Genomic DNA, 14778 nt, shown 5'->3' with positions numbered 1-14778 from the left:
GGCGTGGGACGAGGTCCTCGTACATCTGGATACCGACCACTCCCGCGCCATCGCGATCACGCTGCCCGGCCTGGACAGAGACGACCCGGCGCGGTCGACCAAGAACGTCGATGACCAAGCCGAAGCGATCGAAGAGACCCTGGCTCGACTTGGTGTCTCCGAGGACGAACCAGCGACACTCGTCGCTCACAGCGGTGCGAACGCTCCCGTCAGCCTCGTCCTCGACCGGCACCCCGAGCTCGTTCGTCAGGTGGTGTGGGTCGACTCCGGTCCGATGGCGACTGGAAGCGCCTTCGCCGCCGAGCTCCCGGAAGACGTGGAAGAACTGCCGCTCCCGCCGTTCGACGTGCTCGCGCAACAGGCGAGCCTAGAAGGCCTGAGCCCCGAGGCACTCGAGCGTTTCCGGCTCGGGCAGTTCCCGAGCCCGGTCCCGTGCTCCGCCAGAGCATCGAGCTCACGAACCCAGCCCGAAACGCCGTCCCGACCACGTTGGTGTGCTGCTCGATCCCGAGCACGCAGGTTCTTGGCATGGCCCGAGAAGGACACCCCATGTTCGCCGAGGTCGCGAACCTCGAAAACCTCGACGTCATCGACCTCCCGACGGGCCACTGGCCGATGTGGAGCCGCGCCGGCGACCTTGCCACGGTCATCCAGTCAGCGGCGTCAAGAGCCAGGTGACCTGCAGGGAGCGTCAGCGTGGATCATGAAGCCGTCCCGCTTCGCACCTAGCCGATGTCGAGGCGCAGGAGGTCGTCCTCGGTCTCGCGGCGCAGGATGACCCGCGCCTCGCCGTCACGCACGGCCACCACGGCGGCACGCGGGACGTGGTTGTAGTTGCTGGCCAGCGAACGGCAGTACGCGCCGGTGCCGGGCACCGCCAGCAAGTCGCCCGCGGCGACGTCGTCGGGCAGGAACTCGTCCTTGACCACGATGTCGCCGGACTCGCAGTGCTTGCCGACGACCCGGCTCAGCACGGCAGGTGCCTGCGACTCACGAGACGCGAGGGTGCACGAGTAGTCGGCGCCGTACAACGCCGGACGGACGTTGTCGCTCATGCCGCCATCGACCGACACATAGCGTCGCGCCGCACCGCCGTCGAGCGCGACCGACTTGGTCGTGCCGACCTCGTACAACGTGAACGTCGACGGGCCGGCGATCGCACGTCCGGGCTCGATCGACAAGTGCGGGACGGCGATATCGAGTGCTCGGCACTCCTCGTCGACGATCTTCAGCATGCCGCGGGCCAGGTCGGCCGCGGACGATGGATCGTCCTGGGTCGTGTAGGCGATGCCGAAGCCGCCACCGAGATCGAACTCCGGCATCGCGAGCCCCAGCTCTTCTCGATCTCGGCGTGCAGGCGCAGCACACGCCGCGCCGCGACCTCGAAGCCATCGGTCACGAAGATCTGCGAGCCGATGTGCGAGTGCAGTCCGCGCAGCTCGAGACCTGGCTCGGCCAGCACCCGGCGGGCGGCATCGAGCGCGTCTCCGCTGCTGATCGAGAAGCCGAACTTCTGGTCTTCGTGCGAGGTCGAGATGTACTCGTGGGTGTGCGCCTCGACACCGGCCGTCACCCGGATCATGACCGGAGCCGTGACCCCCAGCTCTGCCGTCAGGTCACGGAGCCGCTCGATCTCGAGGACCGAGTCGATGATGATCCGTCCGACGCCTGCTTCGAGCGCGCGGCGAAGCTCGGCGACCGACTTGTTGTTGCCGTGCAGGCCGATGCGTCCGGCCGGGAAGCCTGCCTTGAGCGCCACGGCGAGCTCGCCGCCGGTGCACACGTCGAGGTTGAGCCCTTCTTCCTCGATCCAGCGGGCGGCAGCGACGCACAAGAACGCCTTGCCCGCGTAGTAGACGTCAGCGCCGACGAACGCGTCCTTGAAGCCGCGTGCACGACGTCGGAAGTCATCCTCGTCGACGACGTAGAGCGGCGTGCCGAACCCTGCCGCCAGGTCGGTCGCGGACTCCCCCGCGACGGTCAGGACGCCGTCGACCTTGGAGACCCCGTCGGACCACAGGTGCGGAACGAGCTGGTTGGCGTCCTCGGGGCTCTTGAGCCAGGCCGGACCGCGATCGCCAGCCTGGCCGTGGATCGCACCCGCCTCGTGGCTTCTCACATCCGCTCCGGTGCCGTGACGCCCAGCAGGCCGAGCCCGTTGGCGATGACCTGGCGGGTCGCAGCGACCAGCATCAGGCGGGCCCGATGCAGGTCGGACGGCTCCTCGTCGCCCTTGGGCAGCACGTGGGCGACGTCGTAGAACTTGTGGAAGGCCCCGGCCGTGTCCTCGAGGTAGCGCGCGACCCGGTGGGGCTCGCGCAGCTCGGCGGCTCGCGCGACGACGTGCGGGTAGTCGGCGAGCGAACGCAGCAGCGCCCCCTCCTGCTCCAGCGCCAGCAGCGAGGGATCGAACGTCGCCTCGTCGATCGTCACCCCGAGGTCGACCGCATTGCGCAGGATCGATGAGAGCCGCGCATGGGCGTACTGCACGTAGTAGACGGGGTTGTCGCTGCCCTGCTTGGCCCACAGGTCGAGATCGAGGTCGATCATCGAGTCCATCGAGTAGCGCGCGAGCGCGTAGCGGGCTGCGTCGACACCGATCGCCTCGACGAGGTCTTCCAACGTCAGGACGGTTCCGGCGCGCTTGCTCATCCGCAACGGCTGGCCGTCACGGACCAGGTTGACGAGCTGGCCGATCAGCAGCCGAGGTTGACCTTGGGAGTGTCACCGAAGGCCGCGCACATCGCCATCATCCGCGAGACGTAGCCGTGGTGGTCGGCCCCCAGCATGATGAGGCAGCGGTCGAAGCCCCGCTCGCGCTTGTCGAGGTAGTAGGCCAGGTCACCGGAGATGTAGGCCGGCTGACCGTCGGACTTGATGACGACCCGGTCCTTGTCGTCGCCGAACTCCGACGTCTTGAGCCAGCGTGCATCGTCCTTGTCGTACATCATCCCGAGCTCGTCGAGCCGCGCGATAGCCCGGTCGACGGCACCCGACTCGTGCAGGTCGTTCTCGTGGAAGTACACGTCGAAGTCGACGCCGAAGTCGTGCAGGCTCGCCTTGATCTCGGTGAACATCAGCTCGACGCCCTCGGCGCGGAACGTCTCGAGCGCTGCCTCGTCGGACTGGTCGAGCACGTCGGGCACCTTGGCGACGACGGTCGCGGCGATGTCGGAGATGTACTGGCCGCCATAGCCGTCCTCGGGGGCGTCCTGACCTCGGGCATCGGCCAGCAGGGACCGGGCGAACCGATCGATCTGGACGCCGTGGTCGTTGAAGTAGTACTCGCGGGTCACCTCGGCGCCGATCGCGCTCAGGATGCGTCCGAGCGAGTCGCCGACCGCGGCCCAGCGCACGCCGCCGATGTGGATCGGCCCGGTGGGGTTGGCGCTGACGAACTCGAGGTTGACCTTCTGGCCGGCGTACAGGTCGCTCGTGCCGTAGGCCGCACCGGCCGCGACGACCTGAGCCGCCAAGGCACCCTGGGCGCCCGCGTCGACGCGGATGTTGAGGAACCCTGGGCCCGCGATCTCGGCGCTCGCGATGCCTTCGGCGGAGGCCAGCTGGTCAGCCAGGAGCTGGGCGAACTCACGCGGGTTCATGCCGGCCTTCTTGCCCAGCTGCAAGGCGATGTTGGTCGCGTAGTCGCCGTGCTCCTTGACCTTGGGTCGCTCGACCACGACGTCAGACGGCACGCCGTCCGGCAAGGTGATGGCGCCCGACTCGATGAGGGAGGTCAGGGCGCCGATGATCGTCGTGGAAAAGCTGCTCGGGGGTCACGCGTCCAGGGTATCGTCGCGCCGCTGCGCGCCACCCACGACGTCACGCACCGTGGTGACCAGGACGTCGGGGTCGAAGGGCTTGATGACGTACGCGTCGACCCCGGCCTCGTTGGCGCGCTGGATGTCGGCCGGGTGGCTCTGCGTCGTGACCATCACGACGGCGATCTGTCGGAACCGGGGATCGGCCCGCAGCGTCGTCACCGTCGCGATGCCGTCGAGCCGGGGCATCATGACGTCGACCGTGATGACGTCTGGCAGCACCTCCAGACGGTTGAGCACCTCGAGGCAGTCGACGCCGTCGACGGCCTCGTCGACCTCGAAGCCTGCAATTTCCAGGTTCGTCCGGATCAGGAATCGAATGGACGGGGTGTCGTCCACGACGAGCACTCTGGGCATGCGAATGACCTTAGCCGCCGTGCGGTAGGCTCACACCGCAGTTGGCCGTATTGGCCCCCGTCGCTCAGGGGATAGAGCGCCGCCCTCCGGAGGCGGAAGCGCAGGTTCGAATCCTGCCGGGGGCACAATTCCTAGAAGTGGCACTCTGAAGCGCCGCCGTCTGGCGAGCCGACGCAACCCAACTGGCACTACAGTGGGAGTCGCACGACCGGAGCAGCCGTTTCCCTGTGGAAGACCCAGCTCTGGAGTCCACGTGGACCAGCTCACTCTCGGTGTCATCGCCCGCACGGCCAAGGAGAACGAACGGCGCCTGCCGATTCATCCCCGGCACCTCGAACGTCTGAGCGACGCGGTGCGGCCGTTCGTCTTCCTCGAAGAAGGCTACGGCGAGGGCTTCGGCTACTCCGACGACGAGCTCCGTCCCTTGGTCGCCGGCCTGCTGACCCGCGCCGAGCTGATCGCCCGCTGCGACGTCATCTTGCTGACCAAGCCGAGCGCCGCCGACCTGTTGGAGCTGCGCGAGGGCCAGACTCTGTGGGGCTGGCCGCACTGCGTCCAGGACGCGGCGCTGACCCAGGCCGCGATCGATCGCAGGCTCACGCTCATCGCCTGGGAGGCCATGAACCACTGGAGCGGCGAGGGCAACTTCCTGCTGCACACCTTCCACAAGAACAACGAGCTCGCGGGCTACTGCTCGGTGCTGCACGCGATGGAGATCGCCGGTCTCACCGGCAACTACGGGCGCCGGCTCAGCGCCGCCGTGATCGGCTTCGGTGCAACGGCCCGCGGCGCTGTGACGGCGCTCAGCGCACACGGCATCCACGACGTCGACATCTTCACCCAGCGCGGCGTCGCGGCCGTCAGCGCGCCGATCCACTCGGCCCGCATCGTGCACTTCGACCCCGCCGCGTCCCCGGCCGAGAGCCGCGCCTTCGTCGACCAGGAATGGGCACCGATGCCGGCCCTGCTCGCCGGTCACGACGTCATCGTGAACTGCGTCCTGCAGGACCCCAACTCCCCCATGTCGTTCCTGATGGACGTCGACCTGCCGACCCTGCCCTCCGGCACCCTCGTCGTCGACGTCTCCTGCGACGAGGGCATGGGCTTCGAGTGGGCCCGCCCGACGACCTTCGACGACCCGACGTTCACGGTCGGCAACGGCGTGACGTACTACGCCGTCGACCACAGCCCGTCGTACCTGTGGAACTCCGCGACGTGGGAGATCAGCCAGGCGCTGCTGCCCTACCTGGGCACAGTCCTGGCCGGCCCGACGGCGTGGGACGCCGACGCGACCGTGCGCCGCGCGATCGAGATCCGCGAGGGCGTCATCCAGAACGCCGACATCCTCGCCTTCCAGGACCGTTCGGCCGACTTCCCGCACCACGCGGCCTGACGCTGGTCAGCGCTTGCCGACCTTGCGGCGGCGGTCACCACGGCGACGCAGGTCCCGGGCCAGCCGCCGATCGCCGTAGTACAGGATCGACTCCCAATCGATCGTGGCATCGACGGGCTTGGCCTCAGCGGCCTTCTTGGGCTTGCGCTCGACGAACAGCCAGTTCGTCACGCCCAGCCCCATGTCGACCAGCGAGGCCCGCACGCCGATGTAGGCACGGATCGCACCCGCAGCGAGCACCGCGTTGAACACAGCGAAGGCGAAGTTGCCCAGTTCTGCTGGTTGTAGTCGCGCCACGCCGTCACGATCGAGAAGATCACGATGAGGTACGGCACCAGCACGTGCAGCGCGGGGGCGGCCGTGCGGTCGCGCACCTTCGGCGTGCGGGCGAACGGGATCTTCTCCCCCGTGAACGCCTGCTGGATCGACTTGAGGACACCGGCGAGGTTGACCGGCAGCAGCACCAGGTTGAAGCCGTAGATGCGGAAGATGTCGCCGAACCGGTGACCGCAGTCCCGCAGGTCGCTGCCCATCGCCAAGAAGTACGGCACCGCCGCGCCGAGCACGAGCGGGCTCAGCAAACGACTGTCGTACGGGTAGAACAGCAGGAAGATCAGGCCGAAGCCGCCCAGGCGATCGAGGCCATGTAGTTGACCCGCAGCGCCAGCTCGAGCAGGTGCACCCGCTCGCGGCTGAACCTGCGGTGCCGCACCTGCTCCCACAGCTCGGGCAGGATCAGCAACCCACCATTGGCCCAGCGTCGCCGCTGCACCACGAGCGAGCCGTAGTCAGGTGGCGTCGCGCTGTAGCTGAGTCGCTCGGGATAGTTGACCAGCGTCCAGCCGGCCGTGCCGATGTCGATGCTCGACTCGGTGTCCTCGATGACGGTCCGGTCCTGGATGTAGGTCTTGATGTCGTAGCCGCCGACGTTCTCAACCTCGACGATGTCCTCCAGCGCGGGCTTGCGGATCACCGCGTTTCGCGCCGACCCAGAACGTCGCGTTGTGGAAGGTCTTGCCCTGGTGCAGGATGTGCTGCAGATCGGTCGTGGCGCCCGCGATGCGCTCGATGCGAGTCGGTGCACCACGGAACGACGAGTACGGCGTCTGGACGATCGCGACCCGGTGGTTCTCGCTCTGCTCCAGCAGGTAGACCAGCCGGATGCAGTAGTCGCGCAGCAGCTGCGAGTCGGCGTCGAGCGTCAGGACGTAGTACGAGTCGGGGATCTCGAGGTCGCCCGGCTCCGCCGTCTCGACCTCGTCGAGCATGACGCCGGCGGCGGTGCGGTTGGGTCGCCAGACGTGCCCCATCAGACCCAGGTACGAGTTGACGTTCATGGCCTTGTTGGCCTCGCGCGACAGCGAGGCGTAGGCCTTGCGCTCGAAGTTCGTCAGGTCGGCCCGGAAGATCCACGCCAACCTGCGGTGCCGCTCGACCAGACGGGACGCCGTCGGGACGTCGCCCTGGTCGAGCGCCGCCTCGAGCGCGATGGTCGTCAACCTCAGCTCGTTCGACAGTCCCACCAGCACCTGGTCGACGAAGAACTCGCTGACGTGGTCGATGATCTCCTCGGCCGCTGCCATGTCGTCGAGCCAGGCGGCTGCGGCCCCGGTACTCCGCGACCAGGACGTGGACGTCCTCGACGGTCGACTCACCTGACGCCAGGCGCTGCTCGGCATCGTCCAGCGCCGCGTCGAACCGCTGTCGCGGCTCCCGCAGCGCCGTGACGATGTCAGGAGCGAGCTGGCGGGTGGCCTCGAGCTTGGCGAGTACCTGCGGGTCGGTCGGCGTCGGCGGATCGTCGATCAGCAGCACGACGTGCAGATCGGGATACTCCTGCAGCGCGGCGCTCCACAAGGTCAGCCGGACGACGTCGGGCTCCTCGGCGTACGACGGGATCAGCACTGTGAGCCGCTCGCTGCGCGTCTCGGCGAAGTGCCGGTCGAGCATGCCGCGGGGAACTCTCGCATGGTCGCGGAACCGCAGCATCGCACCTTGTCGAGCAACGAGGTACATCAGCGCGGAGAACGTCAGGAAGCTCACCACGACGAGGTAGGACAGCGCCTCCATCGTGAACCGGAATCCACCGCCGTAGTCGAGGAACTGCCTCAGGATCGTGGACACCACGTAGCCGAACCACGAGAGGATCGTCACGACGATGCCGACCCGACCCCACGTGATCTTGGCGGCGCTTGGCCGGGGGTGCACGATGGACAGCGGCTCCGACCGACGTTCGGCGCCCCACTGCCGTCGGGGCTTGGAGTCGACAGACCCGTTCTTCAGCCCCACAGTCCACGACCTTCTTCGGGTGTCACACGCGCCACAGTAGCGGCCTTCGGGAAGTCAGTCAGTGTGGCGCTGCGATAAGTGGCACCATGTCTTACTCGATCAACTATCAGAAATGGGTGTGCCCGTGGGGCGATTCGACGGACGCCGACTCTCGCTTCCGCGACTCACGATCCTGGTGGGCATCGTCGTGGCGCTGTGCCTCGCCGGAACGTCGGGCTGGCGCCAGCACCAAGACTCCAAGGCCGCGTCGAACAGCACCTCCTGGTACGCCGGCTACGTCGACGCGACGGTGACACCGCTGTACGCCTTCGAGCAGCCGGTGTCGAAGGCGACCCGCAACGTCGTGCTGTCGTTCATCGTGGCTGATCCGGCCAAGGGCTGCGAACCCACCTGGGGCGGTGCCTACTCCCTCGACGCGGCATCCGAAGACCTCGACCTCGACCGCCGGATCGCGCGGCTGCGCCAACGTGACGGCAACATCGCCGTGTCGTTCGGCGGCGCGATCAACTCCGAGCTGTCGACGTCGTGCACCGACGCCGACGACCTGGTCGACGCGTACCGGTCGGTCGTCGAGCGCTACGACCTGCGCACGATCGATCTCGACATCGAGGGCGAGGCACTGAGCGACACCGCCGCCTCCGGACGTCGGGCTGCCGCGATGAAGACCCTGCAGGACGAGCGCAAGGCCGCCGGCAAGGACCTGCGCATCTGGTTGACGCTGCCCGTGGCCCCCACCGGTCTGACGGCCGAGGGCAAGCAGGTCGTCAGCGCGATGCTCGAGGGCAAGGTCGACCTGTCCGGGGTCAACCTCATGACGATGGACTACGGCGGAAGTCGAGAGAAGGGGCAGTCGATGCTCGACGCCTCGACCGACGCGCTGAACGCGACGCACGGGCAGCTGGGCCAGATCTACGCACGAGCCGGCATCGACATCGGCTCGGCGACGCTGTGGCGGCGCATGGGCGCGACCCCGATGATCGGTCAGAACGATGTCGCCGGAGAGGTCTTCAGCCTCGACGCGGCACGCAGCCTGGGCGCCTTCGCCAAGGAGAAGGGGCTCGGCCGGATGTCGATGTGGTCGGTCAACCGCGACCGCACCTGCGGCGAGAACTACCCCGACGTCACGATCGTGTCCAACTCGTGCAGCGGTGTCGAGCAGGGCGACGAGACCTTCGCCCAGGTGCTGCGCGGCGCCATGACCGGCAGCCCCGACCTCACCGAGGTCACCCCGGTCGAGCCCGAGGCCACCGGCGGACGCCAGGAGTCCGGCAAGGCCCTGACGGACGATCCGGCCACGAGCCCCTACCCGATCTGGGACGAGACCGCCACGTACGTCGAGGGCACCCGCATCGTGTGGCATCGCAATGCCTACGTCGCGAAGTGGTGGACGCTCGGTGACGTGCCCGACGACCCGGTCGTCGACGAGGCCTCCTCCCCCTGGCGCCTGATCGGCCCTGTGCTCCCGGGCGAGAAGCCGATCAAGGAACAGACCCTGCCCGCTGGCACATATCCGGCGTGGGACCGGGCGAAGGCGTACCGCAAGGGCGAGCGGGTCATGCTCGACGGCACGGCCTTCAGCGCCAAGTGGTACTCCGTCGGGATCAGCCCCGACGCTCGGGCGACACAGGACGAACCGTCGCCGTGGCGCAAGCTGACCGAGGCCGAGATCCGCAAGGCGACCGCGGCGGCAGACAAGAAGTGAAGCCGTCGGTCCCTGGTCGACTGCACGCCCAGGGCGTCGCCGCGCCGCGGTTCGACACTGCCGCTGAGGTCGTCCGACATCTCGGCTGCGTCCAGTCGCAGCTGCACGACATGGCGCTGTGGTCAGTCGCACGACGCACTCGTACGGCAACCCTCGTCGACGTGCAGGAGGCCTTCGACCGCGGAGACTTCCTGCGGACGCACATCTTGCGCCCCACCTGGCACTTCGTCGACCCCGACGACATCCACTGGATGCTGAGCCTCACGGCACCACGCATCAGACGGCTCATCGCCGCCAGCGCACAGGCAGCCGGATCGTTCGACCTGCTCGAGCGATCTGCCGAGGTCATCGCCCAGACGGTGGCCGACGGAGCCGATCACACCCGAGCCGAGCTGGGTGCCGCTCTCGCCGACGCCGGGCTCCCCAGCACGGGACAACCCCTGGGCGACCTGGTGATGAACGCCGAGATCAGCGCCTTGGTCGTCAACGGGTCCGTGCGGGGCAAGCAGCAGACCTACCGAGCGTTGCCGCCCCGCGCGACCACCGAGACCCGCGACGAGCTCCTGGCCCGCATCGCACGTCGCTACGCGACCGGCCACGGTCCCTACCGCGACAAGGACCTGGCGTGGTGGACAGGCCTGACGCTCACCGACAGCCGCCGAGCGATCACGCTAGGCGAGCTCCGTCCGCTCGACGTCGACCACGTGACGTACTGGACGCTCGACGACCCGGTCGACGTCGAGATCCCCGCCGTCACCCTGCTGTCCAACTTCGACGAGTACATCTCGTACGCCCGCGACGAGGCGGACTACACCGATCTCGTCGGCAGCCGCGACCTCCTGATGCGGCGCAGCGGACTACTGCTGCTCGACGGACGGCTCGCCGGGGCGTGGGGACGCTCGGTCACCGCCTCGACCGTCGAGATCACCGTCGAGGCGTCCCGGCCCCTGACACCTCGAGCCCGGCGCGCACTGACCGCCGAAGCCGACCGGTTCGGGACGTTCATGGCTCGCGAGCCTGTGTTGTTGGTCACGAACTGAGCCGCGCCCGACCACGTTTGCCCTCCCCCGAGGGGATCCGCGCGCGTGAGAGTGGGTACAGCAGGTTCAACGGTCGAGCCTGCCTGCAGTCGACTAGACCGTCGCGTTACCCTGTTAAGCGACGTTTTTACCCGCGCGCCAGCACACAATTGGAAGAGGCGATCGAGGCTGTGGCCGAGTCCTCACAAGACCATTCAACTCCTGATTTCGGCACGAACCAGTGGCTCGTAGAAGAGATGTACGACCGCTTCAAGGCGGACCCTGCGTCCGTTGATGCGACGTGGGTCACGTTCTTCACGACTGGTGACGGAGCTTCGCTGAACGGCAGCGCTGCGCCTGCGGCCACCTCAGCCGCGAAGCCAGTCGCCGACAAGCCCGCGGCTCCGCAGCAGAAGGCCGAGGCGCCCGCCGCCAAGGCCCCTGCCCCGGCCGAGGCCAAGCCAGCAGCAGCCAAGCCGGCCGCCGCTCCCGCCGAGGCCAAGCCCGCTGCCGCTGCCGCCAAGCCGGCCGCAGCCAAGCCGGCCGCCGACGCGGCTCCCGCCGGACCCGGCGAGGTCCAGAAGGTCGTCCTGCGGGGCGCTGCCTCGCGCACCGTCGCCAACATGGATGCCTCGCTGGCCGTCCCGACCGCGACGAGCGTCCGCTCGGTCCCGGTCAAGCTGCTGTTCGACCAGCGCATCGTGATCAACAACCACCTGGCGCGGGCACGAGGCGGCAAGGTCTCGTTCACCCACCTCATCGGCTGGGCCATCGTCAAGGCGCTCAAGGCCATGCCCGAGATGAACACGGGCTTCGAGGTCGTCGACGGCAAGCCCAACCAGCTCAAGCCCGAGCACGTCAACTTCGGCCTGGCGATCGACCTGAAGAAGCCCGACGGCTCGCGCACACTCCTCGTGCCGTCGATCAAGGCCGCCGAGACCATGACGTTCGCCCAGTTCTGGGCCGCCTGACGAGACCATGGTCGCCAAGGCGCGTGACAACAAGCTCACGGTCGCCGACTTCCAGGGCACCACGGTCAGCCTGACCAACCCCGGCGGCATCGGCACCAACCACTCCATCCCGCGTCTGATGCAGGGCCAGGGCGTCATCATCGGCGTCGGCTCGATGGAGTACCCGCCCGAGTTCCAGGGCGCGTCCGAGCACACCCTCGCCCAGATGGCCATCTCCAAGATGATGACCCTCACGTCGACCTACGACCACCGGGTAATCCAGGGCGCGCAGTCCGGCGAGTTCCTCAAGCGGATCCACGCGCTGCTGCTCGGCGAGGACGACTTCTACGACGAGATCTTCCGCGCGCTCAAGATCCCGTACGAGCCGATCCGTTGGGCTCGGGACATCCCGGTCAGCCACGACGACGAGGTGCACAAGCAGGCACGCGTCCTCGAGCTGATCCACGCGTTCCGGGTGCGCGGCCACCTCATGGCCGACACCAACCCGCTCGACGCGTCGCCGCGCATGCACCCCGACCTCGACACCGCCTCGCACGGCCTCACCCTGTGGGACCTCGATCGCGAGTTCGCGACCGGCTCGTTCAAGAGCGAGAAGCGGTTCATGCAGCTGCGCGAGATCCTCGGGATCCTGCGCGACTCGTACGCCCGCACGATCGGCGTCGAGTACATGCACATCCAGTCGCCCACCGAGCGTGAGTGGTTCCAGGAGCGCATCGAGCGTCCGCACACCAAGCCGCCGCGCGAGGAGCAGCTGGCGCATCCTGCAGAAGCTGAACCAGGCCGAAGCCTTCGAGACGTTCCTGCAGACCAAGTTCGTCGGTCAGAAGCGGTTCAGCCTCGAAGGTGGCGAGACCACGATCCCGTTCCTCGACGAGATCTGTGAGGCAGCCGCCGCCGACAAGCTCGAAGAGGTCTGCATCGGCATGGCCCACCGTGGCCGCCTCAATGCACTGGTCAACATCGCCGGCAAGCGTCCGAGCCAGGTGTTCCGCGAGTTCGAGGGCAACATCGACCCCCGCACCGTCCAGGGCTCCGGCGACGTCAAGTACCACCTCGGCGTCGAGGGCGAGTTCACCTCAGGCAACGGCGACAAGGTCAAGGTCTCGATCGCGGCCAACCCGTCGCACCTCGAGGTCGTCGACCCGGTCCTCGAAGGCATCACCCGCGCCAAGCAGGACCGCCTCAATCGCGGCGAGGAGTTCCCGGTCCTGCCGGTCCTCGTGCACGGTGACGCGGCCTTCGCCGGCCAGGGTGTCGTGGCCGAGACGCTCAACCTGTCGCAGCTGCGCGGCTACCGAACCGGCGGCACGATCCACCTGATCGTCAACAACCAGGTCGGCTTCACGACCTCGCCGTCGTCCTCGCGCTCGTCGACGTACTGCACCGATGTCGCCCGCATGATCCAGGCACCGGTGTTCCACGTCAACGGCGACGATCCCGAGGCCTGCATCCGCGTGGCACAGCTGGCGTACGAGTACCGCCGCACGTTCCACAAGGACGTCGTGATCGACCTCGTCTGCTACCGCCGTCGCGGTCACAACGAGGGCGACGACCCCAGCTTCACCCAGCCCCTGATGTACGACACGATCAACGCCAAGAAGTCGGTGCGCAAGCTTTACACCGAGGCCCTGGTCGGACGTGGCGACATCACGCTCGAAGAGGCCGAGGCCGCCCTGAGCGACTACCAGGCACAGCTCGAGCGCAACTTCGCCGAGGTCAAGCGGGCCGACACCGACCTCGACTACAGCCGCACGCCTGACTACCCCGAGAAGCCGATTGCCGCTGACACCCTCGTCACGGCGATCAGCCCCGAGGCCATGAAGGCCGTCGCCGACGCGTACACCAACGTGCCCGACGGTTTCACGGTCCATCCCAAGGTGCTTCCGCAGCTGCAGCGCCGCGCGCAGTCCATCTCCGCCGGCCCGATCGACTGGGGCACGGGCGAGATCCTGGCCCTCGGCTCGCTGCTGCTCGACGGACGTCCAGTACGCATGGCCGGTCAGGACTCGCGTCGCGGCACGTTCTCGTCCCGCTTCGCGACGATCATCGACCGCAACAACGCGAGCGAGTGGACTCCGCTGTCCCACGTGGGCGACGAGCAGTCGACGTTCTACATCTACGACTCGCTGCTCAGCGAGTACGCCGCGCTCGGCTTCGAGTACGGCTACTCGGTGGCCCGCCCCGAGGCGTTGACCCTGTGGGAGGCTCAGTTCGGCGACTTCGTCAACGGCGCCCAGTCGGTCATCGACGAGTACATCTCCTCGGGCGAGACCAAGTGGGGCCAGAAGTCCGGCGTCGTGCTGCTGCTGCCGCACGGCTACGAAGGCCAGGGCCCCGATCACTCGTCGGCTCGTATCGAGCGGTTCCTCGAGCTGTGTGCAGATGACGCGATGACGGTGGCCCAGCCGTCGTCTCCCGCGTCGTACTTCCACCTGCTGCGTCGCCAGGCGCTGGAGAGTGAGCACCGCCCGCTCATCGTCTTCACCCCGAAGTCGATGCTCCGCAGCAAGGCCGCCGCATCGCAGCCCGACGACTTCACGAGCGGCACGTTCCGCCCGGTCATCGGCGACGCAGCGTACGGAGACGGCGGAGCCGATCCGGCTTCGGTCGAGCGCGTGCTCGTCTGCTCCGGACGGATCACCTGGGACCTCATGGCCGAGCGGGAGAAGCGCGAAGCCGGACAGTCGCGGACCGCGATCGTCCGGGTCGAGCAGATCTACCCCCGTCCGGTCGCCGAGCTCAACGCCGAGATCGCCAGACACCAACGCCCGCGAGGTCCGTTGGGTGCAGGACGAGCCCGCCAACCAGGGCCCGTGGCCGCACGTCGCGCTGCACTTCAGCGGCGAGTTCGACGGACTGCCTCTGGTCCGGGTCTCGCGACCGGAGTCGTCGGCGCCGTCTGTCGGCTCGCACAGCCGTCACGTCGAGGAGCAGGCGACGCTGATGCAGCAGGCATTCAGCTGAGCCATGTACTTCACTGATCGCGGTATCGAGGGAGCTCCAGAGCCGGCGAGGTGACGAAGAGGTCACCTTTGCCTGGCTCGCGGAGCAGCTCAGCACGTTCGTCGACCTGAATCCCGATTTTGAGATTCCGGTCGAACGGCTCGCGACCTGGTTGGCCCGGCTCGACGACGAAGAAGACTGAGGGCGCCCGCGCCCGATGATCAAGACCCGGTGGCGTCACCTTGCGTGGTGGCCCGCCGGGTTTTGTCATGCTCAGGTGACA

The 14778-nt window shown here is 67.9% G+C and carries 11 protein-coding genes, 1 tRNA gene and 3 pseudogenes; 7 read left to right on the top strand and 8 right to left on the bottom strand.

The genetic code is table 11. From position 1 onward, the window contains the following. Positions 1-432 precede the first annotated feature (432 nt). The gene (locus ACHMWU_RS00510) at positions 433-678 is read left to right on the top strand and encodes a hypothetical protein (protein WP_396041176.1); all 246 of its coding nucleotides are present in this window, start codon (positions 433-435) and stop codon (positions 676-678) included. A 47-nt stretch (positions 679-725) separates the two neighbouring features. On the opposite strand, the pseudogene lysA reads toward ACHMWU_RS00510, so the two are convergent. From lysA to ACHMWU_RS00490, 4 genes and pseudogenes are all read right to left on the bottom strand, one after another. Beyond that, positions 726-2119, bottom strand: a pseudogene (gene lysA / locus ACHMWU_RS00505) (diaminopimelate decarboxylase). Then, on the bottom strand, positions 2116-2652 hold the full coding sequence (locus tag ACHMWU_RS00500; RefSeq protein WP_396041175.1) for a DALR anticodon-binding domain-containing protein: 537 nt from the start codon (positions 2650-2652) through the stop codon (positions 2116-2118). The pseudogene lysA and the gene ACHMWU_RS00500 overlap by 4 nt, the downstream one beginning before the upstream one ends. Positions 2653-2696: 44 nt before the next feature. Then, on the bottom strand, positions 2697-3695 hold the full coding sequence (gene argS, locus ACHMWU_RS00495; protein WP_396041174.1) for an arginine--tRNA ligase: 999 nt from the start codon (positions 3693-3695) through the stop codon (positions 2697-2699). A gap of 81 nt (positions 3696-3776) precedes the next feature. Beyond that, complete coding sequence (locus ACHMWU_RS00490) at positions 3777-4178, bottom strand: response regulator (RefSeq protein ID WP_396041173.1); 402 nt, start codon at positions 4176-4178, stop codon at positions 3777-3779. Between the two features lie 53 nt (positions 4179-4231). Here ACHMWU_RS00490 and ACHMWU_RS00485 point away from each other — a divergent pair. Both ACHMWU_RS00485 and ACHMWU_RS00480 read left to right on the top strand, forming a co-directional pair. Beyond that, positions 4232-4303: transfer RNA gene (locus ACHMWU_RS00485), tRNA-Arg, on the top strand. A 128-nt stretch (positions 4304-4431) separates the two neighbouring features. Beyond that, positions 4432-5571, top strand: a complete 1140-nt coding sequence (locus ACHMWU_RS00480) for a N(5)-(carboxyethyl)ornithine synthase (RefSeq protein ID WP_396041172.1) — start codon at positions 4432-4434, stop codon at positions 5569-5571. Between the two features lie 6 nt (positions 5572-5577). Here ACHMWU_RS00480 and ACHMWU_RS00475 read toward each other — a convergent pair whose 3' ends face one another. Genes ACHMWU_RS00475 through ACHMWU_RS00460 form a run of 4 tightly spaced genes read right to left on the bottom strand, consistent with a single transcriptional unit; the run spans position 5578 to position 7154 of the window. Next, positions 5578-5742 (bottom strand): hypothetical protein, encoded by a 165-nt coding sequence (locus tag ACHMWU_RS00475; protein ID WP_396041170.1) that lies wholly within the window; start codon positions 5740-5742, stop codon positions 5578-5580. Beyond that, positions 5739-6152, bottom strand: coding sequence for a hypothetical protein (locus ACHMWU_RS00470; protein ID WP_396041168.1), 414 nt, complete (start codon positions 6150-6152; stop codon positions 5739-5741). The genes ACHMWU_RS00475 and ACHMWU_RS00470 overlap by 4 nt, the downstream gene beginning before the upstream one ends. Positions 6153-6184: 32 nt before the next feature. Next, positions 6185-6544: a glycosyltransferase family 2 protein gene (locus tag ACHMWU_RS00465; protein WP_396041167.1), complete on the bottom strand. Its 360-nt coding sequence runs from the start codon at positions 6542-6544 to the stop codon at positions 6185-6187. After that, entirely contained in the window at positions 6504-7154 is a 651-nt protein-coding gene (locus ACHMWU_RS00460) for a glycosyltransferase family 2 protein (protein WP_396041165.1), read from the bottom strand. The genes ACHMWU_RS00465 and ACHMWU_RS00460 overlap by 41 nt, the downstream gene beginning before the upstream one ends. A gap of 830 nt (positions 7155-7984) precedes the next feature. On the opposite strand from ACHMWU_RS00460, the gene ACHMWU_RS00455 reads away from it, so the two are divergent. The 4 genes and pseudogenes from ACHMWU_RS00455 to ACHMWU_RS00440 all read left to right on the top strand — a co-directional run bounded on the left by ACHMWU_RS00455 (position 7985) and on the right by ACHMWU_RS00440 (position 14697). Beyond that, entirely contained in the window at positions 7985-9562 is a 1578-nt protein-coding gene (locus ACHMWU_RS00455) for a chitinase (protein ID WP_396041163.1), read from the top strand. Further along, positions 9559-10602: a winged helix DNA-binding domain-containing protein gene (locus ACHMWU_RS00450; protein ID WP_396041161.1), complete on the top strand. Its 1044-nt coding sequence runs from the start codon at positions 9559-9561 to the stop codon at positions 10600-10602. The genes ACHMWU_RS00455 and ACHMWU_RS00450 overlap by 4 nt, the downstream gene beginning before the upstream one ends. Before the next feature lie 161 nt (positions 10603-10763). Further along, positions 10764-14516: pseudogene (locus tag ACHMWU_RS00445) on the top strand (multifunctional oxoglutarate decarboxylase/oxoglutarate dehydrogenase thiamine pyrophosphate-binding subunit/dihydrolipoyllysine-residue succinyltransferase subunit). A 3-nt stretch (positions 14517-14519) separates the two neighbouring features. Beyond that, positions 14520-14697, top strand: a pseudogene (locus ACHMWU_RS00440) (DUF6104 family protein). Positions 14698-14778: the final 81 nt, after the last annotated feature.

Source organism: Aeromicrobium sp. UC242_57 (assembly GCF_044452305.1).
Lineage (GTDB): Bacteria > Actinomycetota > Actinomycetes > Propionibacteriales > Nocardioidaceae > Aeromicrobium.
This window is presented reverse-complemented; position numbering and strand designations above follow the sequence as displayed.